Raw genomic sequence first — 13,035 nt, forward strand, 5'->3', positions numbered from 1 at the left:
GCGCCATGACGGACGACCCGCAGAGCCGGGAGGACCTGGTGGGCAACCGGATCCTCCCGGGCCGGCCCGCCCGCAACCGGCGGGAGCTGTGGCGGCGCAAACTGCTCTGGATCGGGGTCTGGCTGGTCTTCCTCAGCTCGCCCGTGCACGACCTGGTCTCGGGGCGGCACACCGCCTCCGGCACGGCGGCCGGCTGGTTCGGACTCGCGGTGTTCGTCGCGCTCTACCTGGCGCTGCTGTTCCGGAACATGGGGGACACGCCGTACCCCACGAAGGCCGTCGGCGCCCTCATCGGCTCCATGGCCGTGCTGGCCACCGTCCTCTCCCTCACCCTCGGCTCCGCCTGGCTCGGCCTGTACTGCTACGTCTCCGTCGCCTGCGGAAGCGTGCTGCCGATGCGGCTGGCGCTCTGGACGATCCCCGGCACGGGAGCCCTGCTCCTCCTCGTCGGACTGCGCTCCGACGAGGAGGAGGCCCTGAACCTGCTCCTGCTGGTCCTCCTCATCGGTTTCGCGATGACGGGCGTGAGCCAACTCGTCCGCACCACGGTCGAGTTGCGCAAGGCGCGGGCGACGGTCGCCCAACTGGCCGCGAACGAGGAGCGGTTGCGTCTGGCGAGGGATCTGCACGACCTGCTGGGACACTCGCTGTCCCTCATCACGCTGAAGAGCGAGCTGGCCGGCCGGATGCTTCCCGACCACCCCGACAAGGCGGCCCGGCAGGTCGCCGACATCGAACAGGTCAGCCGGCAGGCCCTGGTCGACGTCCGTGAGGCCGTCACCGGCTACCGGCGGCCCCGGCTGGCCGCCGAACTCGCGGGAGCGCAGGTCGCGCTGACGGCGGCCGGCATCGTCGCAGGCCTGCCCGCCGAACCGGACCTGGACGGCGTCCCCGAGGACAGCGAGTCCGCCCTCGCCTGGGCCCTGCGCGAGGCGATCACCAACGTGGTCCGGCACAGCGGCGCCGGCCGCTGCACGGTGGACGTCGTGCGCCGCCAGACCCTCGACGGCCCCGTCCTCGAACTCTCCGTCGAGGACGACGGGTCAGGCGGCTCGGGCAAGGGCCCGGGCAACGGCCTGACGGGACTGACGGAGCGTCTGGAGAAGGCGGGCGGCGTGCTGGAGGCGGAGCGCCTCAAGCGCGGCTTCCGCCTGGTCGCCAGGGTCCCGGCCGGCGAGCTGCCGGACGTAGGATCCCGCTCATGAGTGGCACGATCAAGGTTCTGCTGGCGGAGGACCAGTCGATGGTCCGCGAGGCCCTGGCGGCCCTGCTCGGCCTCGAGGACGACATCGAGGTGGTCGCCCAGGTGGCGCGCGGCGACGAGGTCCTCGCCGCCGCCCGCGCCCACGACGTCGACGTCGCCCTCCTCGACATCGAGATGCCGGGTGCGACGGGCATCGAGGCGGCCGCACAACTGCACGCGGAGTCGCCCGGGTTGAAGCTGGTCGTGCTGACCACCTTCGGCCGCCCCGGCTATCTGCGCAGCGCCATGGAGGCCGGCGCCGACGCCTTCCTCGTGAAGGACGCGCCCGCGGCGCAACTCGCCGACGCGGTGCGCAGGGTGCTGGCGGGCGAGCGGGTCATCGACCCCACGCTGGCGGCGGCGGCCCTGGCGGGCGGCGCCAACCCGCTCACCGACCGGGAGCGAGAGGTCCTGCGGGCGGCGGCCGACGGCTCCACCAACGCCGAACTGGCGGCGGCCCTGCACCTGTCCCAGGGAACGGTCCGCAACTACCTGTCGACGGCGATACAGAAACTGGCGGTGCGCAACCGCGCGGAGGCGGTCCGGATAGCACGGGACAAGGGCTGGCTGTAACGAACGCACGGGCGCACGGATGAACGAACGGCACAGCACAGCCCGCGACACCGGCCCGACGCCCCTCAGACGCGACGCGCCCGCCTGGACGTGACGCCGCCCCGACACCCCACAGGGACGTGACGGCGCCCCGCGCCCTCTCCGCAGCCGACCACGGCCCCCGCGATTCCAGGAGGTGACGCCGGCCCGCGCTGTCCGCGGCCGATGGCTGCCCGCGCTCGCGTGGACGTGCGCCGGGCCGACGCCTCACGGGGACGCGACGGCGACCCGCGCCCGCGTGGACGTGACGCCGGGTCACGCCCCGCGGGGGCGTGACCGCGGCCCGCGAGGTCCCGCAGTCGGCTGGGGCCTGGTCTCGTCAGGCTCAGCCGTGGTGCACGCCCGCTGGGCGCGGCCCGCAGCCTGTGCCTGCCTGGGAGGCGGCTGCGGCCCGTGTGGTCAGTTCAGCAGGGCGCGGGCGGCGAAGGCCTCGCCGCGCACCCGCTCCGCCGTGCCCTCGTCCACGACCTCCACCAGCCCCGCGTACTCCTCCAACTCGGCCGCCCCGCCGAGGAAATCCCCCCGACGCACCAGCAACTGCCCACGCTCGTACCGCAGCCGGGCCGGATGCGACGGCACGGCCAACGCCAGCTCCACGGCCCACAGCGCGACGTCCGACCGCTCGGGCCGGGCCGCGGCCCACGACCGGATGTTGTTCAGGATCCGCATCACGACGTCCAGCGGCTGCGCGGGCGTCAGCATCGACGGCTCCAGCGGAGCGCCCGTCGCACCGGTGACCAGCAGGTCGGCGTCCTCGCCGGTCAGCAGCCGGCCCCCGTCGAATGGGTCGACGAGCACCTGCCGCCCGACGTCCTCGGGCGGTCCGAAGCCGGCCACGAAATGTCCCGGCAGCGCCACCCCGTACACCGGCGCCCCCGCCCGCCGCGCCACCTCCACCCACACCACGGACAGCAGGATCGGCAGCCCGCGCCGCCGCACGAGCACCCGGTCCAGCAGCGACGAGTCCAGCCGGTCGTAGTCCGCCGCGGAACCGCGGAACCCGCAGCGCTCGCCGAGCAGCTCCCGCAACGCCTCCGCCCACGCCGCCGGCCCGCCGGGCCGGAAGGGGACCTGCCCCGCCAGCCGGTCCAGCTCGATCTGGCCGGCGTCCAGGCCGTCCTCGCCCGCCGCCGGGTCCGCCGCCGCTCCGATCAGCAGGCACAGCAGCGCCAGATCGGGCCGCTCGGCCCGCGCCTCGTCCGCGAACCGCTCCCGCACCTGCGCCCACTCGAACCCGCTCACGACGCCCCCGGCGTCCGGCCCCGCGACGGCTCCCCGGCCGGCTCCCGGTAGTGGTGGTACGCGTGGTGGGCCGCGAAACCCATCCCGGCGTAGAGCGCGCGCGCTCCCGCGTTGCCCTCCTCCACCTGCAGCCAGGCCGCCGAGGCGCCCTCGTCGAGCGCCTTGCCGGCCAGCGCGGCCATCACCCTCGTCGCGAGCCCCCGGCGGCGGTGCGCCGGAGCCACCTCCACGGCGGCGAAGCCGGCCCAGCGTCCGTCCACGACGCACCGCCCGACGGCGGCCGGGGTTCCGCCCTCCGGGTCGGGCGCCGACGCGAACCACACCGACGGTCCTTCCCCGCCCCCGGCCTCGCCCGCGCGGGAGGACGCCCCCGTCAGCACCCGCAGAGCCACCTCGCTCACCCCCTTGCGCCCGTACCGCGCCAGCCACGCCTCGTCGGCCTCCCGGGCCAGGACCACACCCTCGGCCTCCGCCCGGTCGGCGACCGGCGCCAGCGCGCCGATCCACAGCTCCGCCGTCACCTCACGCACCCATCCGCGCCGCTCCAGCTCCGCGCAGAGCAGCTCCTCGGTCCCCTCGGCGCCCGTCGCCGTCTGCACGTAGGCGGGCAGCCCGCGTGCGCCGTACCAGGCCCGTACGGCGTCCAGGGCGGCGTCGAGGGGCATGCCGGGGTCGCCGAGCGGCAGCACCGAGTTGGCGCGGCGGGTGAACCCGGCGGCCGCCCGCAGCTCCCACGCGCCGAGCCGTGCGCTCTCCACCGGCCGCCAGGCGCGCGCGGCGACGCCGGCCAGCTCCCGGTAGCCGGCTGCGGGCCCCCGGCGGCGGGCCGGAGCGGCGGGCACGACCTTCCCCGCGACCATCGAGGAGGCGTCAATACACACGCTTTCCCCACTCTTCCGTGTGATCGCGAGCACACCGTCGTCCCATGATGTGAGAACCCCGACCGTGTCGGTGAATTTCGCGTCGGCGGCTCCAGCGTCGGTCAAGCACCGCACGGAGACGCGTTTTCCCACGTCAGCAGCGGTGAGGCGGACCTCGAGACGTCCGGCGGCCGAGATTTCCACAGGTCGGTTCACCCCTCCTGTTCGGATCATGCCCAAGAACGGAGATACTAGGTGGCGGGCATCGACGACGCCGCGCTCCCGCGCGCCAGGCGGCGGAGCCTGAGGAGGCCCGCCAGCGCCCTATCGAGGAGGAACGACAGCGTGACCTACGTCATCGCGCAGCCTTGTGTCGACGTGAAGGACAAGGCGTGCATCGAAGAGTGCCCGGTCGACTGCATCTACGAGGGCCAGCGGTCCTTGTACATCCACCCGGACGAATGCGTCGACTGCGGCGCCTGTGAGCCGGTCTGCCCGGTCGAGGCGATCTTCTACGAGGACGACACTCCGGAGGAGTGGAAGGACTACTACAAGGCGAACGTCGAGTTCTTCGACGAGCTCGGCTCGCCCGGCGGCGCCAGCAAGCTGGGGCTGATCGAGCGCGACCACCCCTTCGTCGCCGCGCTGCCGCCGCAGGCCGAGTAAACCGCGGCGGGCCGCACCCTCCCCCGGATCTCGGACGAGATCGGACGGGGGGACCCCATCGCCTCGGTCCCGTACGGCCTGATCAGGTCTGATCGCCGTACGGGGCCGAGGCGTTTGCCGTACGTACGAAAGTGAGCCAGTCACCGTGTCCTCCGCTCTCTCCGACCGTCTTCCCACCTTCCCCTGGGACAAGCTGGAGCCGTACAAGAAGACGGCCGCGGCCCACCCGGAGGGCATCGTCGACCTCTCGGTCGGCACCCCGGTCGACCCGGTCCCCGACCTGGTCCAGAAGGCCCTGATCGAGGCGGCGGACTCCCCGGGCTATCCGACGGTGTGGGGCACGCCGGCCCTGCGCGACGCGATCACCGGCTGGCTGGAGCGCCGCCTGGGCGCCCGCGACGTCACCCATCGGCACGTCCTGCCGATCGTCGGCTCCAAGGAGCTCGTGGCCTGGCTGCCGACCCAGCTCGGCCTCGGACCCGGCGACAGGGTGGCGTACCCGCGACTGGCCTACCCGACGTACGAGGTGGGCGCGCGCCTGGCCCGCGCGCAGTACGAGGTCTACGACGACCCCACGGAGCTCGACCCCGCGAACCTCAGGCTGCTCTGGCTGAACTCCCCGTCCAACCCCACCGGCCGGGTGCTGTCCAAGGCCGAGCTCACCCGTGTGGTGGCCTGGGCGCGGCAGCACGGGGTGCTGGTCTTCTCCGACGAGTGCTACCTGGAGCTGGGCTGGGAGGCCGACCCGGTCTCCGTCCTCCACCCGGACGTCAACGGCGGCTCGTACGAGGGCATCGTCTCGGTCCACTCGCTCTCCAAGCGGTCGAACCTGGCCGGGTACCGGGCGGCCTTCCTGGCGGGCGACCCGGCCGTCCTCGGACCCCTCCTGGAGATCCGCAAGCACGGCGGCATGATGACCTCGGCGCCCACCCAGGCGGCTGTCGTGGCCGCTCTCGGCGACGACGCCCACGTCCGTGAGCAGCGCGGACGGTACGCCGCCCGGCGCGCCCTGCTGCGTGAGGCGCTGCTGTCGCACGGCTTCCGCATCGAGCACAGCGAGGCCAGCCTCTACCTCTGGGCCACCCGCGACGAGTCCTGCTGGAGCACGGTCGCCCATCTGGCGGACCGGGGCATCCTGGTGGCCCCCGGCGACTTCTACGGCGAGGCCGGCGAGAAGTTCGTCCGCGTGGCGCTGACGGCGACCGACGAACGCGTGCGCGCGGCGGTCGAGCGGCTGTAGCGGCGGCGTCGCCGTGGCCGGTGACGCCGCCCCGTGTCCGGCGGGCGCGCACAGCACGACGGGGCCCGGGGAGCAGCAGGCTCCCAGGACCCCGTCGTCGGCCCGAGCGGCCGAGCCCGAGTGCGGACCAGGCGGTCGGCCCCGAGCGGCCGGACCGGCGGCGGCCGGTGTCAGCCGATCGGCAGGCTCTTCACCGGCAGGGTCTGGGCGCCGGGCAGCCCGCCCTTGGTGAGGGAGTCCGTCGGCAGTCCGCCCTTGGTGGCGGTCGACGCGGTGTCCCCGAGCAGGCCGCCGGCGGAGCCCGCCGCCTCACCGGCCGTCTTCTGCGCCACCGGCGCCGCCTTCTGCACGGTCTTGCCGCCGGCCTTGTCCGCGAGCCCGGTGACGTGGTGCGTCGCGCCGTCGAGCGTGCTGCCGACGTTCGCCGTGTCCAGGGCGGTCAGTCCGCCGAGGCTCGGGGCGGCGGGAAGGGCGGGGGCCGCACTGGCGGAGCCGGCCGCACCGACTCCGGCGGCCGCTCCCGCAGCGACGAGCAGCGCGGCACGGGCGATCCGGCGGGTCAGGGGGAGAGACATGTTGCTCCTTCGACGGGAGTGAAACAAGGACTGTCCGGGCCCGGACGCAGTGACTACCGCTCGAGATCCACGAAGGTTGCGCACCGCCGACGTAAAGAGTTGGCAATGCGTCGCATTATCGGCTGCGTATAAAAACGGGCAAAAACCGCCCTGGGTGAAAGGGCGCCGATCCCCGGACCCCTTTGTCCGCAAGGATTCCGTGTGCGCGGGAGTGACGGCGCGAAAACCTGAGCACCCCGCCGAACGGGGGGCGGCCACATGACCCGGCCGGGTGACGCCCCGTACTACTGAGCGGTGACGATACGCACGTCGCCGGCCCCGCCGGCCGCAGCCGCGGCCCCGACGCCCTCCGCGCTGGTCGAACCGGTCCTCCGCCACCGCATGTCGGAGGTCCCCGAGACCCACTCCCGGCCCGCGTACGAGACGCGCTCGATACGCAGCGCCGAGGCGTTGGCCACCGCCCAGTGCGCCAACTGCCAGCCGCGCTCGCCGGCGCTGCGCCCGTCGGCGGCGGTGTCCTTCGACACCGGCAGCATCACGGTCCGCTCGCCGCTCTCGACGGCGGGCACATCGGAGGACCGCGACGACGAAGAGGAGGACGACGAGGACGTCGAGGACGACGAGGCGCCCTTCCCGGCCGGCCGCAGACGCGCGGCCCGCCCGAAGTCCCGTTGCAGCGCCGCCCGGACCGCCGCCGGCCCGGTGGCCGTCGTGGTCGTCGTCGCCGGCGTGGCCGTCGCCGTCGTGGCGACCGAGCGGCCGTCGCAGGTCAGCGTCGCCTGCGAGGCCCCGGTGAGCGCGGCGGCCAGCAGCACGGCGTCCCCCTCGTGCTTGGCGTACGCCTCCGGGTAGCCGCTGCGCTGCACCCGCTGGGCGGCGACGGTGAGCGGCAGGTCGGTGTAGTTCCGCACCTTCTCCAGGTGCTTGTAGAAGACGTCCGCCGCATAGGCGGGGTCGGTGACCTGCTTCTCGGTGCCCCAACCCTGCGAGGGCCGCTGCTGGAACAGTCCGAGCGAATCCCGGTCGCCGTGGGCGAGGTTGCGCAGCGCGGACTCCTGGATGGCGGTCGCGAGCGCGATGGCCACGGCCCGCTCGGGCAGGGCGCGGTCGGTGCCGACCGCGGCGATCGTGGCGGCGTTCACCGCCTGCTCCGGCGTGAACTCGTACGCCGCCGTCCCGTCCGCGGAAACGACTCTGCATCCCGGATCGCCGGTGCCGCCGGCGACGTACTGCACCACGACGTAGCCCGCGACGGCGGACAGGACCACGCAGGCCGCCCCGAAACGGAGCAGGCGGCCGCGACGCTTGGAGGAGGGTGACTGCTTCGGCACGCGTCCAAGGTACTGGAGAGTAGTGAAAAGGAGGAGACGGATGTGCAGAGGTGGGGAAGAGCAGGGCGGCGGGCTGGCGCGTTAGGGTCGACGGCATGGCCGACACCCCGCTTGACCTCACTCTGGACGCCGTCGCGCTGACGGCGAGGCTCGTCGACTTCCGTTCGGAGAGCGGCGCCGAGAAGCCGCTCGCGGACGCGATCGAGATCGCCCTGCGCGCCCTGCCGCACCTGACGGTGGACCGCCTCGGCAACAACGTCGTCGCCCGCACGCACCTCGGTCACTCGCAGCGCGTGGTCCTCGCCGGCCACATCGACACCGTGCCGATCGCCGACAACGTGCCGTCGCGGCTGGACGAGGACGGGGTGCTCTGGGGCTGCGGGACCTGCGACATGAAGTCGGGGGTGGCGGTCCAGCTGCGCATCGCGGCGACGGTCCCGGCCCCCAACCGCGACCTGACGTTCGTCTTCTACGACAACGAGGAGGTCGCCGCCGAGCTCAACGGCCTCAAGCACCTCGCCGAGGCCCGCCCGGAGTGGCTGGCCGGCGACTTCGCGGTGCTGCTGGAGCCCTCCGACGGCCAGGTCGAGGGCGGCTGCCAGGGCACCCTGCGGGTGCTGCTGAGGACACAGGGCGAGCGGGCCCACTCGGCGCGCGGCTGGATGGGCTCCAACGCGATCCACGCGGCCGCCCCGATCCTGGCCCGCCTGGCCGCCTACGAGCCGCGTCGGCCCGTCATCGACGGACTGGAGTACCGCGAGGGCCTCAACGCGGTCGGCATCACGGGCGGTGTGGCCGGCAACGTGATCCCGGACGAGTGCGTCGTCACCGTCAACTTCCGCTACGCGCCCGACCGCAGCGAGGACGAGGCGCTCGCCCACGTCCACGAGGTCTTCGCCGACTGCGGGGTGGCGGAGTTCACGGTCGACGACCACAGCGCCGCCGCGCTGCCCGGCCTCTCCCATCCGGCCGCCGCGGCCTTCATCGAGGCGGTGGGCGGCACGCCGCTGCCCAAGTTCGGCTGGACGGACGTGAGCCGCTTCTCCTCCCTCGGCGTGCCCGCCGTCAACTACGGCCCGGGCAACCCGCACTTGGCGCACAAGCGGGACGAACGCGTCGACACGGCCAAGATCCTGGCGGGCGAGGAGCGGCTGCGGGCCTGGCTGACCGCCTGAGGGCGGGTCCGGCGCGTCGCCGCTGCACGGCGGACACGCCGACGTCCCGCGTCCGTAACCCGCGTGGATCTACGCTGAGGTGGAACGAACGCAAGCGGAGGGAGCTCACCATGGCTACAGGGAACCCCGAGGGCAAGAAGCAGCCACCGGACGAACAGCGCCTGGGACCGGTCCTCCGCAGGCGGGACCAGGTGCAGGCGAGCACGACGGACCAGCGGCTGCTGGACGAACGGGCCCCCTCGGACTGGGTGCACACCGACCCCTGGCGGGTGCTGCGCATCCAGTCGGAGTTCATCGAGGGCTTCGGCACCCTCGCCGAACTCCCGCCGGCGATCAGCGTGTTCGGGTCCGCCCGGACACCGGTGGGGTCACCGGAGTACGAGTTCGGCGTACGGCTGGGCGGCGCCCTCGTCGACGCCGGGTGGGCCGTGATCACGGGCGGCGGCCCGGGTGCGATGGAGGCGGCCAACAAGGGCGCGAGCGAGGCGGGCGGCGTCTCCGTGGGCCTCGGCATCGAGCTGCCCTTCGAGCAGGGGCTCAACCCGTACGTCGACATCGGCCTGAACTTCCGTTACTTCTTCGTGCGGAAGATGATGTTCGTGAAGTACGCGCAGGGCTTCGTGGTCCTGCCCGGCGGACTCGGCACGCTCGACGAGCTCTTCGAGGCCCTCACCCTCGTCCAGACCCAGAAGGTCACCCGCTTCCCGATCGTCCTGTTCGGCACGGAGTACTGGGGCGGCCTGATCGACTGGCTGACGAACACCCTGGTCGCCCAGGGCAAGGCCGCCGAGAAGGACCTCCTCCTCTTCCACGTCACGGACGACGTCGAGGAAGCGGTGGCCCTGGTCTCGAAGGAAGCCGGCCGCTGACGTCCGGCCCGTCCGGGGGAGCGGCCCCCGGACGGGCAGCGGCACCCCCCGGACGGGCAGGGGCGACCCCCGGACGGGGAGCGGCGACCCCCGGACGGGGAGCGGCGAGGGCGCGGAGGGCTACGCGAGACCCCGCCGCGCCACCGCCGGCGCCCGATGCCCCGCGATGGCGGCGACCATGTCCAGCACCTGCCGCGTCTCCGCCACCTCGTGCACCCGGTACACCTGCGCCCCCAGCCACGCCGAAACCGCCGTCGTCGCCAGGGTGCCCACCACCCGCTCCTTCACCGGCCGGTCCAGCGTCTCCCCGACGAAGTCCTTGTTGGACAGCGAGACCAGCACCGGCCAGCCCGTCTCCACCATCTCGCCGAGCCGCCGGGTCGCCTCCAGACTGTGCCGGGTGTTCTTCCCGAAGTCGTGCCCGGGATCGATCATGATCGACTCCCGCGGCACCCCCAGCCCCACCGCACGCTCCGCCAACCCCAGCGTCACCCGCAGGATGTCCGCCATCACGTCGTCGTAGGTCACCCGGTGCGGACGCGTCCGCGGCTGCGCACCGCCCGCGTGCGTGCACACCAGCCCCGCCCCGTACCGCGCCGCGACCTGCGCCAGCCCCGGATCCACGCCGCCCCACGCGTCGTTCAGGACGTCGGCGCCCGCCTCGCAGACCGCCTCGCCGACCTCGGCCCGCCAGGTGTCCACGCTGATCACCACGTCCGGGAAACGCCGGCGGACCTCGGCCACGAAGCCGACGGTCCGCCGGACCTCCTCCCGCGCCGTCACCTCTTCGCCCGGTCCGGCCTTCACCCCGCCGACGTCGATGACGGCCGCACCCTCCGACACCGCCTGCTCCACGCGCGCGAGGGCCGGCTCGTCGAGGAACGTCGCGCCCTGGTCGTAGAAGGAGTCCGGGGTCCGGTTCACGATCGCCATGATCACCGGCTCGTGCGCGCCGAATTCACGCCTGCCCAGCCTGAGCATCCCCTGTGACCTCTCCTCGAACGTCCTGCACAACCACCGCCTGCGACCCTAGCCGCCGCACCCGCATGACACGATCGGACCCGCACACATCCACTCCGAGCACACCGAGCGTGGGGGCCCACCGATGGTTATGTTCTTGTTCCTGGTCATCGCGCTCGCCGTGGTGGTCGCCGCGGTGACCCTCGCCGTGCTGGGCGGCGGCGAGGGCACCGGCCCGCTGCCGGAGGTCGCCCCCGAGCGGCTGCACGACCCGCTGCCCCCGGACCGTCCGCTCGACCGCTCCGACGTCGACCGCCTGCGCTTCCCCCTCGCCGCCCGCGGCTACCGCATGACGGACGTCGACGACGCCCTCAACCGCCTCGCCGCCGAGCTCGCCGAGCGGGACGCCCGCATCGCCGACCTCGAGTCCGCGCTGGCCGGCGCGCAGGCCCGCCCCGCCGCGTCCCGCGTGTCGATGGAGAAGCAGGGCCCGGAGGACCAGAGGTGAGCGACGGCAGCGCCCTCGCGGGCGCGGACGGGGCGCTGCGCTGCCCCTGGGCCCTGTCCACGCCCGACTACGTGACGTACCACGACGAGGAGTGGGGCCGCCCGGTCCACGGCGACGACGCGCTGTTCGAACGCCTCAGCCTGGAGGCCTTCCAGTCCGGCCTGTCCTGGATCACGATCCTGCGCCGCCGCCCGGGCTTTCGCACCGCCTTCGCCGACTTCAAGATCGCATCCGTCGCCGTCTTCACCGACGAGGACCGCGCCCGCCTCCTCGCCGACCCCGGCATCATCCGCAACCGCGCGAAGATCGACGCCACGGTCGCCAACGCGCGCGTGCTCGCCGACTGGGCGCCCGGCGACCTGGACGAGCTGATCTGGTCCCACGCCCCGGACCGGGCCGGCCGCCCGGTCCCGAAGACCCTCGCGGACGTCCCCGCGGTCACCGACGAGTCGACGGCCCTGTCCAAGGCCCTCAAGAAGCGCGGCCTGCGGTTCGTCGGGCCCACGACGGCGTACGCCCTGATGCAGGCGTGCGGCCTGGTGGACGACCACCTGGCGGACTGCGTCAGCAGGGCCGGCTGAGGCCCGGGCCGTCGCCCCTTCGGCTCACCGGCCCAGGTACTTCGGCGTTCCCTTCTCGACGAACGCCCGCACCGCGATCGCGTGGTCCTCGGACGCCCCCGCCCGGGTCTGCAGCTCGTCCTCCTTGTCCAGCGTCTCGGACAGCGAGTGCGAGAACCCGTACGTCATGGCCTCCTTGAGCGCCGCGTACGCCACCGTCGGTCCCTCGGCCAGCATCCGCGCGAGCTGCTCGGCCGCGGTGTGCAGCGAGGCCGCCGGAACGACCCGGTTGGCGATGCCCAGCTCGTACGCCTCCTTCGCCGTGATGCTGCGCGGGAAGAGCAGCAGGTCGGCGGCCCGGCCCGGACCGATGACCCGGGGCAGGGTCCACGACACGCCGGAGTCGGCGGTCAGCGCCACCCCGGCGAACGAGGTGTTGAAGGACGCCGTGTCGGCCACGATGCGGTAGTCCGCGGCCAGCGCGAACCCGAAGCCCGCGCCGGCGGCGACCCCGTTCACGGCGGCGACCACCGGCTTCGGGGCCTCCGTCAGGGCCCGCACGATCGGGTTGTAGTGCTCCTTGACCGTGCTCATGACCTCCCCCGAGCCCGCGGCCAGCAGTCCGATGTGCTCCTTCAGGTCCTGCCCCACGCAGAACGCCCGCTCGCCGGCGGCGGTCAGCAGGACGGCCCGTACGGCGTCGTCGGCCGCCGCGGACCGGACCGCGTCCCGGAGGGCGACCTTCGCCGCGACGTTCAGCGCGTTCATCGCCTCGGGGCGGTTGAGCGTGATCGTCGCGAGCCCGTCGCTCACCTCGTAGAGCACGGTGTCGGCCATGGCGTTTCCCCTCCGCGTCGCGGCTTCGACGCATTACTCGTCAGTACGTCCGGTGTACGAGGACAGCATGGCGGAGATCACCGTCCGCGGACCGGACGCGACGTGTGACCTGCGTCAAAGAATTCGGGACGATTTCCGGTGCGCGGAAGTCCGTGCGGTGGCGCAGTATCGCAGTCACATCGCCGAATTGAGTGGTTTTGCTCGCGCGCGTTGCCCAAGCGATGCCGACTGATGTTGGTCATCGGGTCCTGAGATGCGGGATAATGGCTGGGAAGCAATGTGTTCGATGCCGGTGTCGCGTGTCCCACGCTGGATCGCGGCTGCCCTCCACGGGCCGTCGGCTTTGGCGATGAGCTG

The 13,035-nt window shown here is 73.3% G+C and carries 15 protein-coding genes; 9 read left to right on the plus strand and 6 right to left on the minus strand.

The genetic code is table 11. The features are described 5' to 3' along the window. The first annotated feature begins 5 nt into the window (after positions 1-5). Both ABT300_RS06025 and ABT300_RS06030 read left to right on the plus strand, forming a co-directional pair. Positions 6-1,205: a sensor histidine kinase gene (locus tag ABT300_RS06025; protein ID WP_351672678.1), complete on the plus strand. Its 1,200-nt coding sequence runs from the start codon at positions 6-8 to the stop codon at positions 1,203-1,205. Continuing rightward, complete coding sequence (locus ABT300_RS06030; RefSeq protein ID WP_351672610.1) at positions 1,202-1,816, plus strand: response regulator transcription factor; 615 nt, start codon at positions 1,202-1,204, stop codon at positions 1,814-1,816. The genes ABT300_RS06025 and ABT300_RS06030 overlap by 4 nt, the downstream gene beginning before the upstream one ends. A gap of 438 nt (positions 1,817-2,254) precedes the next feature. Here ABT300_RS06030 and ABT300_RS06035 read toward each other — a convergent pair whose 3' ends face one another. Next, positions 2,255-3,097 (minus strand): transglutaminase family protein, encoded by an 843-nt coding sequence (locus ABT300_RS06035; protein ID WP_351672612.1) that lies wholly within the window; start codon positions 3,095-3,097, stop codon positions 2,255-2,257. Beyond that, a complete protein-coding gene (locus ABT300_RS06040; protein WP_351672614.1) occupies positions 3,094-4,161 on the minus strand; it encodes a GNAT family N-acetyltransferase in 1,068 nt (355 codons plus the stop codon). Before ABT300_RS06040 ends, ABT300_RS06035 begins: the two co-directional genes overlap by 4 nt. Positions 4,162-4,302: 141 nt before the next feature. Between ABT300_RS06040 and fdxA the strand changes: the two genes are divergently transcribed. Together fdxA and ABT300_RS06050 are read left to right on the plus strand one after the other, a co-directional pair. After that, positions 4,303-4,623 carry a ferredoxin gene (gene fdxA / locus ABT300_RS06045; RefSeq protein WP_007495984.1) on the plus strand — a complete coding sequence of 107 codons (321 nt, stop codon included), beginning with the start codon at positions 4,303-4,305 and terminating at the stop codon, positions 4,621-4,623. Positions 4,624-4,768: 145 nt separating this feature from the next. Beyond that, complete coding sequence (locus ABT300_RS06050) at positions 4,769-5,863, plus strand: bifunctional succinyldiaminopimelate transaminase/glutamate-prephenate aminotransferase (protein WP_351672617.1); 1,095 nt, start codon at positions 4,769-4,771, stop codon at positions 5,861-5,863. Between the two features lie 170 nt (positions 5,864-6,033). On the opposite strand, the gene ABT300_RS06055 is transcribed toward ABT300_RS06050, so the two are convergent. Together ABT300_RS06055 and ABT300_RS06060 are read right to left on the minus strand one after the other, a co-directional pair. Continuing rightward, a complete protein-coding gene (locus ABT300_RS06055) occupies positions 6,034-6,438 on the minus strand; it encodes an ATP-binding protein (RefSeq protein WP_351672619.1) in 405 nt (134 codons plus the stop codon). 284 nt (positions 6,439-6,722) lie between these two features. Beyond that, positions 6,723-7,769 carry a heavy metal transporter gene (locus ABT300_RS06060; RefSeq protein WP_351672621.1) on the minus strand — a complete coding sequence of 349 codons (1,047 nt, stop codon included), beginning with the start codon at positions 7,767-7,769 and terminating at the stop codon, positions 6,723-6,725. A 95-nt stretch (positions 7,770-7,864) separates the two neighbouring features. On the opposite strand from ABT300_RS06060, the gene dapE reads away from it, so the two are divergent. After that, positions 7,865-8,944: a succinyl-diaminopimelate desuccinylase gene (gene dapE / locus ABT300_RS06065; RefSeq protein ID WP_351672623.1), complete on the plus strand. Its 1,080-nt coding sequence runs from the start codon at positions 7,865-7,867 to the stop codon at positions 8,942-8,944. Between the two features lie 110 nt (positions 8,945-9,054). Continuing rightward, positions 9,055-9,813, plus strand: a complete 759-nt coding sequence (locus ABT300_RS06070; RefSeq protein WP_351672625.1) for an LOG family protein — start codon at positions 9,055-9,057, stop codon at positions 9,811-9,813. Positions 9,814-9,933: 120 nt separating this feature from the next. On the opposite strand, the gene folP is transcribed toward ABT300_RS06070, so the two are convergent. Further along, complete coding sequence (folP, locus tag ABT300_RS06075) at positions 9,934-10,794, minus strand: dihydropteroate synthase (RefSeq protein ID WP_351672627.1); 861 nt, start codon at positions 10,792-10,794, stop codon at positions 9,934-9,936. A gap of 124 nt (positions 10,795-10,918) precedes the next feature. Here folP and ABT300_RS06080 point away from each other — a divergent pair, with 124 nt between their 5' ends. Both ABT300_RS06080 and ABT300_RS06085 read left to right on the plus strand, forming a co-directional pair. After that, positions 10,919-11,281, plus strand: a complete 363-nt coding sequence (locus tag ABT300_RS06080) for a DivIVA domain-containing protein (protein ID WP_351672629.1) — start codon at positions 10,919-10,921, stop codon at positions 11,279-11,281. Continuing rightward, positions 11,278-11,862, plus strand: a complete 585-nt coding sequence (locus ABT300_RS06085; RefSeq protein ID WP_351672631.1) for a DNA-3-methyladenine glycosylase I — start codon at positions 11,278-11,280, stop codon at positions 11,860-11,862. Before ABT300_RS06080 ends, ABT300_RS06085 begins: the two co-directional genes overlap by 4 nt. Before the next feature lie 24 nt (positions 11,863-11,886). On the opposite strand, the gene chcB is transcribed toward ABT300_RS06085, so the two are convergent. Next, on the minus strand, positions 11,887-12,678 hold the full coding sequence (gene chcB, locus ABT300_RS06090; protein WP_351672633.1) for a 2-cyclohexenylcarbonyl CoA isomerase: 792 nt from the start codon (positions 12,676-12,678) through the stop codon (positions 11,887-11,889). Between chcB and ABT300_RS06095 the strand changes: the two genes are divergently transcribed. Then, on the plus strand, positions 12,677-12,910 hold the full coding sequence (locus ABT300_RS06095; protein ID WP_351672635.1) for a hypothetical protein: 234 nt from the start codon (positions 12,677-12,679) through the stop codon (positions 12,908-12,910). The two genes, chcB and ABT300_RS06095, sit on opposite strands and share 2 nt — an antisense overlap. Positions 12,911-13,035: the final 125 nt, after the last annotated feature.

Origin of the sequence: Streptomyces sp. NPDC001027, assembly GCF_040299045.1 — a bacterium.
In the GTDB taxonomy this organism is placed as follows: Bacteria; Actinomycetota; Actinomycetes; order Streptomycetales; family Streptomycetaceae; genus Streptomyces.

Coding starts and splice junctions, on each gene's coding strand:
- ABT300_RS06070 (WP_351672625.1), top strand. CDS start 9,055: ATGGCTACAGGGAACCCCGAGGGCAAGAAGCAGCCACCGGACGAACAG.
- ABT300_RS06030 (WP_351672610.1), top strand. CDS start 1,202: ATGAGTGGCACGATCAAGGTTCTGCTGGCGGAGGACCAGTCGATGGTC.
- ABT300_RS06080 (WP_351672629.1), top strand. CDS start 10,919: ATGGTTATGTTCTTGTTCCTGGTCATCGCGCTCGCCGTGGTGGTCGCC.
- ABT300_RS06025 (WP_351672678.1), top strand. CDS start 6: ATGACGGACGACCCGCAGAGCCGGGAGGACCTGGTGGGCAACCGGATC.
- chcB (WP_351672633.1), bottom strand. CDS start 12,678: ATGGCCGACACCGTGCTCTACGAGGTGAGCGACGGGCTCGCGACGATC.
- dapE (WP_351672623.1), top strand. CDS start 7,865: ATGGCCGACACCCCGCTTGACCTCACTCTGGACGCCGTCGCGCTGACG.
- ABT300_RS06055 (WP_351672619.1), bottom strand. CDS start 6,438: ATGTCTCTCCCCCTGACCCGCCGGATCGCCCGTGCCGCGCTGCTCGTC.
- ABT300_RS06095 (WP_351672635.1), top strand. CDS start 12,677: ATGGCGTTTCCCCTCCGCGTCGCGGCTTCGACGCATTACTCGTCAGTA.
- folP (WP_351672627.1), bottom strand. CDS start 10,794: ATGCTCAGGCTGGGCAGGCGTGAATTCGGCGCGCACGAGCCGGTGATC.